13 protein-coding genes are annotated in these 15,775 nt (G+C 39.0%); all 13 read left to right on the top strand.

Annotation, left to right across the window (positions count from 1 at the left end; translation table 11 throughout):
- Positions 1–156 precede the first annotated feature (156 nt).
- The 13 genes from rny to hflX all read left to right on the top strand — a co-directional run bounded on the left by rny (position 157) and on the right by hflX (position 15,759).
- Positions 157–1,725: a ribonuclease Y gene (gene rny / locus ASE01S_RS03420; protein ID WP_067838381.1), complete on the top strand. Its 1,569-nt coding sequence runs from the start codon at positions 157–159 to the stop codon at positions 1,723–1,725.
- A 292-nt stretch (positions 1,726–2,017) separates the two neighbouring features.
- Positions 2,018–2,815: a TIGR00282 family metallophosphoesterase gene (locus tag ASE01S_RS03415; RefSeq protein WP_067838379.1), complete on the top strand. Its 798-nt coding sequence runs from the start codon at positions 2,018–2,020 to the stop codon at positions 2,813–2,815.
- Between the two features lie 86 nt (positions 2,816–2,901).
- The gene (locus tag ASE01S_RS03410) at positions 2,902–3,162 is read left to right on the top strand and encodes a stage V sporulation protein S (RefSeq protein WP_017471953.1); all 261 of its coding nucleotides are present in this window, start codon (positions 2,902–2,904) and stop codon (positions 3,160–3,162) included.
- A 206-nt stretch (positions 3,163–3,368) separates the two neighbouring features.
- Positions 3,369–4,289, top strand: coding sequence for a dipeptidase (locus tag ASE01S_RS03405; RefSeq protein ID WP_067838377.1), 921 nt, complete (start codon positions 3,369–3,371; stop codon positions 4,287–4,289).
- An 88-nt stretch (positions 4,290–4,377) separates the two neighbouring features.
- Entirely contained in the window at positions 4,378–5,955 is a 1,578-nt protein-coding gene (gene miaB, locus ASE01S_RS03400) for a tRNA (N6-isopentenyl adenosine(37)-C2)-methylthiotransferase MiaB (RefSeq protein ID WP_067838375.1), read from the top strand.
- Positions 5,956–6,321, top strand: a complete 366-nt coding sequence (locus ASE01S_RS03395; RefSeq protein WP_067838372.1) for a YlbF/YmcA family competence regulator — start codon at positions 5,956–5,958, stop codon at positions 6,319–6,321.
- 601 nt (positions 6,322–6,922) lie between these two features.
- Entirely contained in the window at positions 6,923–7,471 is a 549-nt protein-coding gene (cotE, locus tag ASE01S_RS03390) for an outer spore coat protein CotE (protein WP_067838368.1), read from the top strand.
- Between the two features lie 148 nt (positions 7,472–7,619).
- Positions 7,620–10,220 carry a DNA mismatch repair protein MutS gene (mutS, locus tag ASE01S_RS03385; RefSeq protein WP_067838364.1) on the top strand — a complete coding sequence of 867 codons (2,601 nt, stop codon included), beginning with the start codon at positions 7,620–7,622 and terminating at the stop codon, positions 10,218–10,220.
- A 3-nt stretch (positions 10,221–10,223) separates the two neighbouring features.
- Positions 10,224–12,050, top strand: a complete 1,827-nt coding sequence (gene mutL / locus ASE01S_RS03380; protein WP_067838361.1) for a DNA mismatch repair endonuclease MutL — start codon at positions 10,224–10,226, stop codon at positions 12,048–12,050.
- Between the two features lie 14 nt (positions 12,051–12,064).
- Entirely contained in the window at positions 12,065–13,003 is a 939-nt protein-coding gene (gene miaA / locus ASE01S_RS03375; protein WP_067838358.1) for a tRNA (adenosine(37)-N6)-dimethylallyltransferase MiaA, read from the top strand.
- A 40-nt stretch (positions 13,004–13,043) separates the two neighbouring features.
- A complete protein-coding gene (gene hfq / locus ASE01S_RS03370) occupies positions 13,044–13,268 on the top strand; it encodes an RNA chaperone Hfq (RefSeq protein ID WP_067838355.1) in 225 nt (74 codons plus the stop codon).
- 266 nt (positions 13,269–13,534) lie between these two features.
- On the top strand, positions 13,535–14,428 hold the full coding sequence (locus ASE01S_RS03365; RefSeq protein WP_067838350.1) for an AAA family ATPase: 894 nt from the start codon (positions 13,535–13,537) through the stop codon (positions 14,426–14,428).
- A 95-nt stretch (positions 14,429–14,523) separates the two neighbouring features.
- Positions 14,524–15,759, top strand: a complete 1,236-nt coding sequence (gene hflX / locus ASE01S_RS03360) for a GTPase HflX (protein WP_067838346.1) — start codon at positions 14,524–14,526, stop codon at positions 15,757–15,759.
- The last annotated feature ends 16 nt before the right edge of the window (positions 15,760–15,775 follow it).

The following is a 15,775-nucleotide window of genomic DNA, read 5'->3' as shown; positions in this document are numbered from 1 at the left end:
CTTGACATTACCTATATGCACCATTAAAATTAGTGGTGTGTAATTTATTTTTTTAAATTATACAATTATATTAATGACGCATTAAAATATGTAAGAACGTACATGCCGACTTAAGAAAGAATTGAGTAAAATTGAATAGCAAGAGGAGGTGAAACCATGAATATTGACTTTTTGGTTATCGTCATCTCCAGTTTGGCTATCCTAATCGTCGGTATTGTTGTTGGCTATCTGATACGTAAATCGATTGCAGAGAATAAGATTTCAAGTGCGGAAGAGTTAGCAAAGCAAATTGTAGCAGAAGGGCACCGTAATGCTGAAGTGGCAAAGAAAGAGGCCCTTTTAGAGGCGAAGGATGAAAATCATAAGATTCGTCAGCAGGTGGAGCAAGAGCTTCGCGAACGACGCGTTGAACTTCAGAAGCAAGAGAATCGTCTAATGCAAAAAGAGGAAAATCTTGATCGGAAAGATGAAACCTTAGACAAGCGTGAACGTATGCAAGAGAAAAAAGAGAGTATGTTAGCAGAAAAACAACAACAAATTGAAGAAATGGAAGGCAAAGTGGAAGCTCTGTTGGGTGAACAACAAGCTGAACTGGAGCGCATTTCTGGTTATACATCGGATCAAGCGAAGCAGATTATTTTAGAGCGGGTTGAAAAAGAAGTTAGTCATGAAACAGCACTTATTATTAAAGAGGCAGAAAATCGAACTAAGGAAGAAGCAGATAAGAAAGCCAAGGAAATTTTATCATTAGCGATGCAACGCTGTGCGGCCGATCATGTTGCTGAAACAACCGTTTCAGTTGTGAATTTACCGAATGATGAAATGAAAGGTCGTATTATTGGTCGAGAAGGACGTAATATTCGAACCCTAGAGACACTAACAGGGATTGACCTTATTATCGATGATACGCCTGAGGCAGTTATCCTATCTGGTTTTGACCCGATTCGACGCGAGACTGCTCGTATTGCCTTAGAAAAATTAGTGCAAGATGGTCGTATTCACCCGGCACGGATTGAAGAAATGGTCGACAAATCAAGACGTGAAGTTGATGAGTATATTCGTGAGGTGGGCGAACAAACGACATTTGAAGTTGGAGTACACGGACTACATCCTGATTTAATCAAAATTCTTGGCCGCTTAAAGTACCGTACAAGCTATGGGCAGAATGTACTTAAGCATTCAATAGAAGTGGCGCATTTATCAGGATTACTTGCAGCAGAGCTTGGCCAAGATGTGATGCTTGCTAAACGTGCAGGCCTGCTTCATGATATTGGAAAAGCGATTGATCATGAGGTGGAAGGAAGTCACGTTGAAATTGGTAAGGAACTTGCTGTTAAGTATAAGGAGAAAGAAGTAGTCGTTAACTCAATCGCCTCCCATCATGGCGACGAAGAACCTACGTCAATCACTGCTGTATTAGTCGCAGCTGCTGATGCTTTATCTGCTGCAAGACCAGGTGCGAGAAGCGAGACCTTAGAAAATTACATTAAACGGCTTGAAAAACTTGAAGAAATTTCTGAATCTTATTCAGGAGTTGAAAAATCATTTGCTATTCAGGCAGGACGTGAAGTCCGAATCATGGTTAAACCTGATGAAATTGATGATCTTGAGGCAGTTCGCATTGCTCGTGATATCCGTAAGCGAATTGAAGAAGAATTGAATTTCCCAGGTCATATAAAAGTAACCGTTATTCGAGAAACTCGTGCAGTTGAATATGCTAAATAAGCTGATTAGTAAAAGAGATCTCAAAAGCATTTTGCTTTTGCAGATCTCTTTTTCACATGTCATACGGTCATGATGAAGATGCTAGTATAAAAGGGAAAATAGGCTTAACACTGAATGTTGAGGCCTCTATAGTACGAAGGGGTTAGAATGATCTGAAAAACACACTTATTCTCAGCTATGTCATCATAAGTCATCGATCAAGGTGGTTGTAACCAGCTTTGACAAAGCAAACAAACTATGTGACACTGTGTAATGAGATAGATTTGAAAGTGAAGAATGAAGGAGTAACGGAATGCGAATTTTATTTATTGGTGATATTGTTGGCTCCATTGGCAGAGACCAACTTCAGCACTATTTGCCTAAACTAAAGCAAAAGTTCCAGCCACAATTAACAATTGTCAACGGTGAAAATGCAGCAGCTGGAAAAGGAATAACGGAGAAGATCTATAAACAATTTTTAGAATGGGGCGTAGACTTCATTACAATGGGAAATCACACTTTTGATAAAAAAGAAATATTTGATTTTATTGAAGGTGCAAAAAAAATCATCCGTCCAGCAAACTTCCCTGCAGGTACCCCTGGAATGGGAAATGCTTATGTGAATGTAAATGGGACAGAAATTGCCATTCTTAATTTACAAGGTCGAACCTTCATGCCAGCGATTGACGATCCTTTTCAATTAGCTGATCAGCTGTTGGAACAAGTATCCAAGCGAACTCATATTATATTTGTTGATTTTCATGCAGAAGCTTCTAGTGAAAAGCTGGCATTAGCTTGGTACTTAGATGGGCGAATTAGTGCGTTAGTCGGGACGCATACCCATGTCCAAACAGCTGACAACCGCATTTTGGATCATGGCACAGCCTATATAACAGATGTCGGGATGACAGGTCCGTATGATGGCATTATTGGAACTGATCGGCAAGCGGTGATAAAGAAATTCAAGACCCAGCTTCCTGTTCGTTTTGAAGTGGTCAGAGAAGGAAAGGCTCAATTAAGTGCTGTCATCATTGATATTGATAATAAAACCGGTAAGGCTGAAAGAATTGAACGGCTTTTAATTAACGATGATCACCCTTTTTTTGCCTGACATTGATATCAATTTTTAGCATATCATCATCTTATAAGAATATAGTAAAAGTGGAATGACTTAACATAATCAAGGAGGTAGCAAAAGTGGACGTATTAAAGGTTTCAGCTAAATCAAACCCAAATTCAGTAGCAGGTGCTTTAGCAAATGTTTTGCGAGAACGTGGGTCGGCAGAAATTCAAGCGATTGGGGCTGGTGCGCTTAATCAATCGGTGAAAGCTGTGGCCATCGCACGGGGGTTTGTTGCACCCAGTGGTGTCGATTTGATTTGCATTCCGGCTTTTACAGATATAAAAATTGATGATGAAGAGCGAACGGCCATAAAGCTGATCGTTGAACCTCGGTGATAGAAATTCCTGTTTGTATTTTACAAACAGGATTTTTATTCTTTTCGACCATATAAAAAAGTATGTTGATCTTGTCTATCAGTCTATTTTAAATACTTTGTGTATGTACGCCGTTTACATACGATTTACTGGTGATATACAGAACAGCATCAATTGTTTTTAATGATTATCACATTCGCCAGAATTTAACTGAGGAGAGTGATTACATGCTAATCGACGCACATTGCGATTATTTAGTTCAGCTTTGGCAACAGGAACAAGGTATTGCTGTTGCTGATCCCTGCCAATTTAATTTGGAAAAATGGCGCCAAAGCCCTGTTCGAATTCAAGCATTTGCTATTTTTGTTCCTGATCACGTGGCTCAAGAGGACCAATTCGATGTAGCGCTTAAAATGATAGAGCTTTTTTATCAAAAAATTATTGCTCCGAATCCAGATATTGTTCCAATTAAGACACGAGCTGATTTAGATAATCTACCCATGGATAAACGAGGTGCTATCTTGACTTTGGAAGGTTGTCATCCAATCGGCTATGATCTAAATAAATTAAAAAGGCTAATTGACTATGGGGTAAGGATAGTTGGACTAACCTGGAACAATAGTAATGCTGTTGCAGATAGTATTGATCAGGCAAACGGCCGAGGTTTGTCTCCTTTCGGAATAGAAGTGGTTCGGTTGTTAAATGAAGAGCAGATTTGGACGGACGTATCACATCTTTCGATTAAAGGATTTTATGATGTAATCGAACATGCTGCGCATGTGCTGGCCTCTCATAGCAATGCTTTCTCAATTTGCCAGCATCGACGTAACTTAGATGATCAACAGATTGCAGCAATGATTAGACGGGATGGATGGATTGGATTAACTTTTGTACCTTATTTCACTAAATCAGATCCGCCTGTTCGAATACCTGATTTAGTTAGACATATTGATCACTTTTTAGATCTTGGAGCAGAAAATCAACTTGGGTTTGGTTCTGACTTTGCAGGATTCACTAGCACAATCGAGGGGCTAGCAGACGTAACAGAGTACCCCAATTTACTTGAACAATTAAATAACATCTATTCACCTGATCTTATTGAAAAAATAAGTGGTATCAATTTTCAAAAAAAATTCCCTCGAATTTAATAGTATTTTCGAGTTTAATTACACAAAAACGTTTATAAACGTGTTAAAATGGGGAGAGATGTAAAGCAAGGAAGGAGTCTTTTTTGACATGAACGAACAACAACGTAAAGAAACAAGTCAAATAAATCCGGTTAAACAAACAAATGAACAAATAGACCCAGAAACCAATTTACAGCGGTTGAAGAATATGGAATCAGATGAGTTGATCGGGAAATATTTCCAAACAACCTATCAACCTCCAAATTTGAAAAAGGCTAAAAAACGTCTGAAAAAAGACGTAGATATTCATTATGATTTTAGTATACCGGAAGAGATGAAGGGAATTGGCAAGGGGAAGAAATTTTTGATTCGTACCTATGGCTGCCAAATGAATGAGCATGATACCGAAATAATGGCAGGTTTACTTACCGATATGGGATATCAGCCTGCTGATGATACAAGTGATGCCGATGTGATTCTGCTTAATACTTGTGCAATTCGAGAAAATGCAGAAAATAAGGTATTTGGTGAAATTGGTCACTTAAAACCACTTAAAACAGAGAATCCAGATTTAATTATTGGAGTTTGTGGCTGTATGTCACAAGAAGAATCGGTTGTTAACCGTATATTACAAAAGCATCCTTTTGTTGATATAATCTTTGGTACACATAACATTCACCGCCTACCTAGTCTACTGCAAGAGGCGATGTTTAGTAAAGCAATGGTCGTTGAGGTTTGGTCAAAAGAAGGCGATATAATTGAAAATCTACCTAAAGTTCGTAAAGGTAATATTAAAGCATGGGTAAATATTATGTACGGGTGTGATAAGTTCTGTACTTACTGCATTGTTCCATATACCAGAGGTAAAGAAAGAAGCCGTTTGCCAGAGGATATTATTCAAGAAGTGCGGCAGTTGGCAGCTCAAGGCTATCAAGAGATCACGTTACTTGGCCAAAATGTTAATGCTTATGGCAAGGATTTTGATTTTGAATATGGTTTAGGCGATTTATTGGATGAAATTCGAAAAATTGATATCCCGCGTGTCCGATTCACTACTTCACACCCACGTGATTTCGATGATCGTTTAATAGAGGTATTAGCTCAAGGTGGTAATCTACTTGATCATATTCACTTGCCTGTTCAATCTGGGAGTTCCGAGGTTCTTCGTGTAATGGCCCGACGCTATACCCGTGAGGACTATTTAGAGCTTGTTCGCAAGATTCGCGCAGCAATGCCAAACGTTACCTTGACTACCGATATTATTGTAGGCTTTCCAAATGAAACGGATGAACAGTTTGAAGAGACTTTGAGTCTAGTTGAAGAAGTTGGATTTGAAGCCGCTTATACCTTTATTTATTCACCACGTGAAGGAACCCCAGCAGCTCGTTGGGAAGACAACATCTCAATGGAAGTGAAGAAAGAACGACTACAACGGCTAAATCAGCTTGTTAATGAGCAAGCAAAACAGGCTATGTTGAAATATGAAGGACAGGTTGTTAATGTCCTAGTTGAAGGTGAAAGTAAAAAAGACCCGGATGTTTTATCAGGCTATACAGAACGGAATAAACTGGTTAACTTTAAAGCTCCTAAATCGCTTATTGGTAAAATAGTACAGGTTAAAATAACCAAGGCTAAAACATGGTCACTCGATGGTGAATATGTTGAACAGCCATCTGAGGTGTACTAAGTGGCTAATTATTCGAAAGAAGACATTTTGGCCCAGGTTGATCAATTAACCTCGAATTTAAACCAATTAGAAGAAGTTGAACGATTTAAGGAGCTCGAGGCGCGATTAAATGCTAACCAAAAGGTTAAACAAAAGATTGCAGATATCAAGGCATTGCAAAAGCAGGCTGTTAACCTCCAAGCCTATGGTAAGACAGAAGCAGTCAAGCAAATTGATCAGCAAATAGATGCGATTCAGGCTGAAATAGATACGATTCCAATCGTAGCAGAATTTAAATCGACTCAAGTCGTTGTTAATGATATTTTGCAGCTACTGATTAAGAATATTGAGCAAAATGTTCAAGCTCAAATTAATTCAGATCAATAGGTTTTGATGAGGCTTGAATAATTGAAACGATAACACTTTAGAGCTTCAAAATATACAGATGAGCTTATAGAGCCTAAGAAATGCCGATGTGAAAGAGATGACCCCTGAAAGTTAGCATGCTAACTTTTAGGAATATCTCTCACGTCGGCGTTTTTTATATTGGAAAATGTAAAGTAGCAGCGTGACAAGTAAACGACTTGGCTGATTGCTTAAGTTTATTTGCACTGATCCATTTTCTGAAACGAATCATTTTTGCGAATTCCTTGTCTCAGATTCAAAGCCCTGCTGAATAAAGTTAAAGCCTCTCACCGGATGCCACAGAGTTGCAAGCGGAGAAGCTCGATAAATTTTGAGTGAAAAACGCCAAGGCGCATGTGATCGTATTTTGGCTAACCTATCTCATAGTCTCGCATAAAATAATACTGCCGAAATTATCGGAAGCTCTAGCCATGACCTGTAACTAATCCTCCTAATCTTTAATTTTTATCGTCTTAGAGTAGCATACGCTGGGCAAATGCATAGGATGAAGTGAGTGGTAAGATGTCACTTCGCCCAGGTCAGTTGCATAAACTGAACATGAAGAAAGAGGAGGTTAGTGCATATGTCATTTCTTGATCAAGATTATCGAGAAATTATTACCAAAGCTGTAATTGGAAAGGGTCGAAAATTTACTCAAGACAGCCACATCATTAGTCCTACTCATCAACCATCTAGCATTTTAGGCTGTTGGATTATTAATCATCTCTATAATGCAAAGCGGAGAGGTGATGAAATTGTTGAAGTGAGTGGGAGCTATGACATTAATGTCTGGTATTCTTACAATGATCACACAAAAACAGAGGTTGTTACTGAGCGTGTGACCTATACTGATCCGATAAAACTATCTGTTAAAGACAAACAAACAGTCGGCTCGCAGATCGAGGTCTATGCTAAAGCATTGCAGCAACCAAATTCAATAAATTGCTCAATTGAAAAGTCTGATCGAAAAATTAAGACAGAAGTTGAGCGTGAATTTTTAGTAGAGGTGATCGGTGATACTAAGGTAGCTGTCCGAGTTGATCCAAGTGGTGTAGTAGAAAGTGACGATGATTGGTTAGACCAATTATCAGATGAAGAGTTAATCAACTTAGAACCTAAATCAGATAAGTAATTGCAAAAGCGTACATGATTGCTGTACGCTTTTTTTCTTCTTGCAAAAATGACTCGATTCTTCAACAAAACGATTTCCATCACTAAAAAAAGCTTGTAGCAATATGCTATAATAGAGTAATGAATTCTTGAGTTTAGGAGATTGAGCTATGACAACGTATACCCCTATGATAGAACAATATTTACAAATAAAAGCCCAATATCAAGATAGTTTTCTATTTTTTAGATTGGGAGATTTTTATGAAATGTTTTTTGATGATGCCTTAAAGGCGTCAAGAGAATTAGAGATTACCTTAACCAGTCGTGATGGTGGCGGGAAAGAACGTATCCCTATGTGTGGTGTTCCCTATCATTCTGCATCTAATTACATAAAGAATTTAGTAGAAAAAGGCTTTAAAGTAGCGATCTGTGAGCAGGTTGAGGATCCGAAAGCGGCTAAGGGCGTTGTTAAGCGAGAGGTTGTACAATTGATTACTCCAGGAACTGTCATGGATGGTCAGATGCTTGATGAAAAAGAAAACAACTATCTAGCAAGTGTGACCGAATTTGATCATGACCACTACGTGCTTAGCTATAATGACTTATCGACCGGTGAGACAAGTGTTGCGATAGTTGAGACAGGCTGGGATAGCGTATTAAGTGAGCTATTTAATCGTCCAATTCGTGAAATCGTCATTTCTAATCAGCTTAGTACGGACAAGCAAGAGTCGTTAAAAGAACGTTTGCAGATAACCTTATCTTACATGGAGGAAACGGGATTAGCGGAGCCCTTTGATGAACTCGTTGCACATATTGCCGACCATCGTGTTTATTTAGGCTTTGGACGGTTAGTCAACTATATTCGCTCAACACAACAACGCGCACTGGATCACCTTAAGCCTGTTCAAATGATTGAATTAAATGAATATTTGGGGTTAGACCTATATTCCAAGCGTAATCTTGAATTGACTGAAACGATCATCAAAAAAGGTAAGCAGGGTAGCTTACTTTGGGTACTTGATCAAACGGTCACCGCTATGGGAGCCCGTAAGCTAAAAAAATGGCTTGAACGACCATTGCTTAATCAAAACTCACTCGAACGGCGTTATCAGCTAGTTGAAGGGTTGATGATCGACTATATTGAACGCCAGGAACTACGGGAGCTATTGAAATCAATCTACGATATCGAGCGTCTTGCTGGTCGCGTTGCCTTTGGGAATGTTAATGGACGGGATCTATTACAGCTTAAATTGTCTTTAGCTAAAGTCCCTGCCTTAAAAGAAGCATTGACAAAATTTCAAGAAGAAGAGCTTGCTAAACGAGGACAACAGATAGATCCGATTCAAGATTTACAAATTCTATTAGAGAAAAGTCTTATGGATGATCCTCCTCTCTCAATCAAAGAAGGAGGTATAATTCGTGATGGTTATCACCAAGAGTTAGATCAATATCGTGATGCTTCACGGAATGGCAAGAAATGGATTTCGGAGTTAGAACAAAAGGAGAAACAAGAAACAAAGATTAAATCATTAAAGATTGGTTATAATCGCGTTTTTGGCTACTATATTGAGGTAACAAAAGCTAATTTACATCTATTGCCTGAGGGAAAGTATGAACGTAAACAAACGCTAACCAATGCAGAACGCTTTATTACTCCAGAGTTAAAAGAAAAAGAAAGCTTAATCTTATCAGCGGAGGAGAAAAGCGTAGATTTGGAATATGAGCTTTTTTTACAACTTCGTGAGCAGGTAAAAGGGTATATCCCAAGATTACAACAGTTAGCAGAACAGATAAGTGAATTGGATGTTTTACAGAGTTTTGCAACCATTAGCGAACAACAAAATTACGTTAAGCCAACCTTTACCAATGATGGATCTGTTACTATTTTGCAAGGTCGTCATCCAGTTGTTGAAAAAGTCATGAAAGACCAGATGTATGTACCTAATGACGTCAAAATGGATCAATCAAGTCAAATTCTCCTCATTACCGGACCAAATATGTCTGGAAAAAGTACCTATATGCGTCAGCTTGCCTTGATTACGATCATGGCACAAATTGGTTGTTTTGTTCCAGCTGAGCAAGCAGCATTACCGATATTTGATAAAATTTTCACCCGTATTGGGGCTGCCGATGATTTAGTGGCTGGACAAAGTACTTTTATGGTAGAAATGCTGGAAGCTAAACATGCTTTGACGCATGCTTCCGAGCGAAGTCTAATTTTATTAGATGAAATTGGTCGAGGTACGAGTACTTATGATGGTATGGCCCTTGCCCAAGCGATTATTGAATATGTTCATGATCAGGTTGGGGCTAAAACACTATTTTCCACACACTATCATGAATTAACTACATTAGAAGCTGATTTAACTAAACTTAAAAACATTCATGTGCGCGCTGAGGAGTACGAAGGACGTGTTGTATTCTTACATCAAATTCAAGACGGTGCAGCAGATGAAAGCTATGGCATTCATGTCGCCAAGCTTGCTGAATTACCCGATCAATTAATCGCTCGAGCAGAGGTTATTCTAAAGCAGCTTGAAGAAAAACAGCCTTCTAATTCGGAATCAGCAGTTTCAAAACAGATCGAAGAAGATGAAGATGATTCAAATCAATTAAGTTTCTTTGCGGAGGAGAAAGTGATCAAGCTTGCAGAAGTAAAGCCTTCAGCTGTTATCGATACTTTACTGAAGCTTAATATAATGGAATTAACCCCATTGGAAGCGATGAATGAATTATATCTCTTGCAAAAAAAAGCTCGTCAGGAGGGGTAACTAATGAAGATTAAGACAATGCCCGATGCACTTGCTAATAAAATTGCAGCTGGTGAGGTGGTCGAACGTCCCGCTTCTGTCGTAAAGGAGCTTGTTGAAAATAGCCTTGATGCGGGTAGTACAAGCATCAAAATCGAAGTAGAGGAAGCAGGATTACGGCGGATTAAAATCACAGATAATGGATCTGGAATGGAACCAGACGACGCGGAGCGGGCTTTTCTTCGCCATGCGACAAGTAAAATTAACTCAGAGCATGATTTGTTCCATGTACAAACACTTGGCTTTCGTGGTGAGGCATTAGCATCAGTAGCAGCCGTTAGCCAGCTCACTTTGAAGACTTCTACCGGTAAGGAAGCGGGAACAATTTTAACACTTTCTGGTGGTAAAATTACAGACCGGCAAAAGGGGGATGCAAGACAAGGAACAGAATTAACGATCGATCATTTATTTTTTAATACGCCAGCTCGATTAAAATATATGAAAACAATCCATACAGAGCTTGGCCATATTACCGACGTTATTAACCGAATGGCCTTGTCCCATCCCAATGTGCGTTTTGAGCTTTACCATAATGGTAAACCCCTTTTTCAATCGAATGGACGGGGAGATTTGTTACAAATTATCGCTCAAATATATGGGGTTTCAGTTGCCAAAAAAATGATCAAACTTAACCATCAAACCTTGGATTATACCATTACAGGTTATGTGGCAAAGCCAGAAGTTACACGAGCGTCAAGACAGTATATATCAACGATTATCAATGGGCGTTTTGTCCGCAGCATACCCTTGAACAAAGCGATTACGAATGGTTACCATACTTTGTTACCTATTGGTCGTCACCCTATTGCAATAATCCAGATGAAAATGGACCCAATCTTAGTTGATGTCAATGTACACCCAGCCAAGCTCGAAGTAAGGTTTAGTAAGGAAAAAGAGCTTTTTAATGCAGTGGAGGAAGCAGTTCGCCAAGCATTTCGCAAGGAAACATTAATTCCCGAAATGACAGAGCCCAAACCTAAAATTGAAAAGAGCAGTCAGGAAAGTTTTCAGTTTGAACATCGTATATTTAAAGAACCCCTCACTGGTCAAGAACCAAGTGAGCCCAAATTAGTCGAAAACGTACCAGAAGATTCAATTCCTAAGTCGACCTCAACCTTATATGATCAGCCAGAAAGATGGGATGAGGGTATTCATGAGGTGATCGAGCCATCAGAGCAACCGATTGAGGAAGAAACAAAACAAACGAGCCGTGTCCCCGTTCTTTATCCGATTGGTCAACACCACGGCACGTATATTTTAGCAGAAAATGAAACAGGCTTATATATGATTGATCAGCATGCAGCACAGGAGCGAATTAAATACGAATACTTTCGTGACAAAATTGGGCAAGTGGAAAGTGAACTACAAGAATTGCTGTTCCCCTTAACCTTTGAGTTTAGTAACCAAGAGGCTTTAATTATTGAACAATATCACGAACGATTAAAAGAGGTTGGGCTTTTCTTTGAGCATTTTGGTCAGAATACCTATTTGGTTAGGGCACATCCTCAATGGTTTCCAAAGGGATTTGAGGAAGAGGTAATTCGAGATATGGTCGACCAGGTTACAGAGGAAGAAGCCATTGATTTGAACAAGCTTAGGGAAGAAGCGGCTATTCTTATGTCATGTAAACAATCAATTAAAGCTAACCATCATCTGAATGATGACGAAATGTTTCAGTTATTAGAAGACCTTCGTGGGACTACCGATCCGTTTACTTGCCCGCATGGTCGACCGATCATTGTTCACTTTACCAGTTATGAACTAGAGAAGATGTTTAAACGCGTTATGTAGTAAGGGGTTTTTTTATGACAAAACAACCAGTAATAGCAGTTGTAGGGCCTACAGCAGTCGGGAAAACAAGCTTAAGTGTTGAATTGGCGAAACGGTTTAATGGAGAGGTCATAAGCGGTGATTCGATGCAAATTTACCGCGGAATGGATATTGCAACAGCTAAGATCACAGAAGCGGAAAAAGCGTCGATTCCTCATTATATGATTGATATTAAAGATCCTAGCGAACCATTTTCTGTAGCCGAATTTCAACAGTTAGTACAAAAGCATATCACAGCCATCCATGCTAAAAATAAGGTGCCCATCATTGCTGGCGGGACCGGACTGTACATTCAAGCCGCTTTATTTGATTATCATTTTGCTAATGACAAGCGAGATCATGATTATCATGACAAAATTGAAGCAGAGATTAAGGAGAACGGGGTCGATCTGGTTTATGCACGCTTACAGCGTATTGATCCCGAACAAGCAGCCAAAATACATCCAAATAATACCCGCCGTCTTGTTCGAGCTCTCGAGGTTTATGAACAGACAGGCAAAACGATGACAGAGCTTCAGGCGGATCAACCTAATCATTCACGCTATAAGCCTACGTTAATTGGTCTAACGATGGATCGAGCACAACTTTATCAGCGGATCAACCAGCGTGTTGATTTAATGCTCGAATCTGGCTTAATTGAAGAAGCGCGGTATTTTTATCAGCGTGGCTTGGAAAATGCCCAATCCATGCGTGCAATCGGTTATAAAGAACTGATTCCTTATTTTAAGGGAGAATATGATCTTGAAGAAGCGGTTACATTATTAAAGAGGAATTCACGCCGTTATGCTAAACGACAATATACCTGGTTTAGAAATAAAATGGATGTTGATTGGTATACGATTGACCCTTTAGACAAAGCACTTACCTTTGAAAAAATTTTTTCGGATTTAGCAGGAATTTTTGAAAATGGATAGAATTATAGTATATTAGAGATAGAAAAGAGGAGGAATTGGCATGGCTCAATCTGTTAATATTCAAGATCAATACTTAAACGCCCTTAGAAAAGATCACATTCAGGTAACTGTGTTTTTAACGAATGGCTTCCAACTACGTGGATTAGTTCGAGCATTTGATAACTTTACAGTGCTTTTGGAGACTGAAGGGAAACAACAATTGATCTTTAAACATGCGATCTCAACATTTGCCCCAGCTAAAAATGTAACACTTGAAAAAGAATAAATCTAAACGCTGCAACGCTTGATCAGCTTGTAGGAGACTAATGTCTTCTACAAGTTTTTTTCTTTGTCAAACAGATAACTTTAAATAGCCCCAACTGCTAATTTCAATTTTCTGTGGAAAAGTCATGCTTGTCTATAAAAAATAGATGACTACAGCTGGTGAGAACTTCCAATTTGACCTATGATCACTTTTTCAAACTTAATACGTAGACATGTTCAAAAAAATAGGCGTTCGTGCGTATATATAAACAGAAGGAGTGTGATTAAATGGCAGTTCGAGCTAATCAGATCAATATTGTACTACATGATCAAGGGGTAAATAAGGCCGAGCAACGCATTGAAACAAAGCCTTTTGCTCCAGTGAATCAGGTAATGGATGAATTTATCGGGATGGAGGCACTAAAAGACAGAATAAATGAAATCTATGCCTATATTGAAATTAATAAACGTCGAGAGCAGGTAGGGCTAAAAACAGAAAAGCAGGTCTTGCACATGCTTTTTAAAGGAAACCCTGGAACAGGAAAAACAACTGTCGCACGCGCGCTAGCTAAATTATTTGTTCAACAGGAAGTATTAACGAAAGGGCATATTATTGAAGCGGATCGTGCTGATCTAGTTGGAGAATACATTGGTCAAACTGCTCACAAAACACGCTCATTGGTACAACGTGCACAAGGTGGGGTTTTATTCATAGATGAGGCGTACGCACTTGCACGTGGTGGTGAAAAGGATTTTGGCAAAGAAGCGATTGACACATTAGTTAAACATATGGAAGATCATCATCAATCGTTTATTTTGATCTTAGCTGGATATCCTGATGAAATGGAGTTTTTTTTAGAAATGAATCCAGGGTTAGCTTCACGATTTCCTTTTATTTTAGATTTTGAAGACTATAAACCTAACGAGCTTATGGAAATTGCTAAAAAAATGGTGAAGGATCGTGATTATCATATCACTAAAAAAGCTGAGCCAGTTCTTCTTAAGCATATAGAACAAGAAATAGCAAAGCCTAATTTATTTCCATTTAGTAATGCGCGCTATGTCCGAAATTTAATTGAGCAAGCGATACGTAAGCAATCCATCCGGCTAATCCAACAGCACGTTTATAGGGTTGAAGAGTTAATTTTACTAACAGAGAAAGATTTTGAGACAAAAACTTAACATGCATCGTCAACAATTTGCGCCTATCTCTTACTAAACTTGATATATTTTGCTAAAATAGAAGAGGTCCTACTATTGAAACGGGGTTGAATGGATTGAATGAACAAGTATTAATTATAGCTGTCCAACGTAAACAAATTGATGACTTAAGATTTAGTTACTCATTAGAAGAGTTAATGGCTTTAACGGAAACAGCAAAAGGGAGTGTGGCTCAAGTTATAACCCAAAAGCGTGACCATCCACATCCTGCCCTTTACTTAGGAGCTGGAAAGCTTGCTGAAATGGAAGAACAATTAGAAGCAAATGAGATCGACTTATTGATCGCTAATGATGAATTATCTGCTTCACAAACACGAAATTTACAGGAGTACTTTGGTTTACCTGTCATTGATCGTAGTCAATTAATCCTTGATATTTTTGCTAGCCGAGCGATTACCAATGAAGGTAAGCTTCAAGTCGAGCTTGCACAGTATCAATATTTATTACCAAGATTACGTGGTCAAGGGCAGGCTCTTTCACGATTAGGAGCTGGAATCGGAACTCGGGGACCGGGTGAAACAAAACTTGAAACGGATCGTCGTCACATTAATCGACGAATTGATGAAATTAAACGGAAGCTTGAAACTGTGGTCAATCAACGCAAACAGTATCGGTCACGGCGCAAAACGAATTATGCTTTTCAAATCGCCTTAGTGGGTTATACCAATGCCGGCAAATCAACTTTATTTAATCGACTGACAGCTAGTCAAAGCTTGGAACAGGATCAGCTCTTTGCAACACTTGATCCAATGTCACGCCAGTTGAAGCTTCCATCTGGTCTGCGGGTCATCTTAACAGATACAGTAGGCTTTATGCAGGATTTGCCTACGGCTTTAATAGCAGCTTTTCGTTCTACATTAGAAGAGGTGACTGAAGCAGATCTTATCTTGCATGTCGTGGATGTTTCACACCCTGATCACTATCAGCATCAGCAAACGGTGCTCAATTTATTAAAGGATTTAGCTGCTGATACGGTTCCGACCTTAACGATTTACAATAAATCAGATTTAATGACAGCTGAATTTATGCCCATACAGAAACCTTCGATAACGATGAGTGCTTTGGCGGCAAGTGATCGTGTGGCTTTACTAAGTGAAATCGAGGCTGTTATCAAAGCAAGTTGGTTACCGTATTCTGTTATGATTCCTGCTAATCAAGGCAAGTTGCTTCAGCAATATAGACAGCATTCTATTATTGATAAGCAAGTTTTTTCAGAAATCGATGAATGTTATCATTTGGAGGGATATTTGCCAAGTGCTCACCCACTTTTAGTAACAGATCATCAGAAATAGAAAGAGAGTGCGATTT

Source organism: Amphibacillus sediminis NBRC 103570, from assembly GCF_001552275.1.
Taxonomy (GTDB): Bacteria; Bacillota; Bacilli; order Bacillales; family Amphibacillaceae; genus Amphibacillus_B; species Amphibacillus_B sediminis.
Note: the sequence above shows the minus strand (reverse complement) of the source record. Positions and strands in the feature narration are given on the sequence as shown.

Excerpts from the sequence above, each read along its gene's own strand:
- ASE01S_RS03405 (WP_067838377.1), top strand. The coding sequence starts at position 3,369 with ATGCTAATCGACGCACATTGCGATTATTTAGTTCAGCTTTGGCAACAG.
- ASE01S_RS03365 (WP_067838350.1), top strand. The coding sequence starts at position 13,535 with ATGGCAGTTCGAGCTAATCAGATCAATATTGTACTACATGATCAAGGG.
- mutS (WP_067838364.1), top strand. The coding sequence starts at position 7,620 with ATGACAACGTATACCCCTATGATAGAACAATATTTACAAATAAAAGCC.
- miaB (WP_067838375.1), top strand. The coding sequence starts at position 4,378 with ATGAACGAACAACAACGTAAAGAAACAAGTCAAATAAATCCGGTTAAA.
- rny (WP_067838381.1), top strand. The coding sequence starts at position 157 with ATGAATATTGACTTTTTGGTTATCGTCATCTCCAGTTTGGCTATCCTA.
- hfq (WP_067838355.1), top strand. The coding sequence starts at position 13,044 with ATGGCTCAATCTGTTAATATTCAAGATCAATACTTAAACGCCCTTAGA.
- ASE01S_RS03415 (WP_067838379.1), top strand. The coding sequence starts at position 2,018 with ATGCGAATTTTATTTATTGGTGATATTGTTGGCTCCATTGGCAGAGAC.
- miaA (WP_067838358.1), top strand. The coding sequence starts at position 12,065 with ATGACAAAACAACCAGTAATAGCAGTTGTAGGGCCTACAGCAGTCGGG.
- cotE (WP_067838368.1), top strand. The coding sequence starts at position 6,923 with ATGTCATTTCTTGATCAAGATTATCGAGAAATTATTACCAAAGCTGTA.
- mutL (WP_067838361.1), top strand. The coding sequence starts at position 10,224 with ATGAAGATTAAGACAATGCCCGATGCACTTGCTAATAAAATTGCAGCT.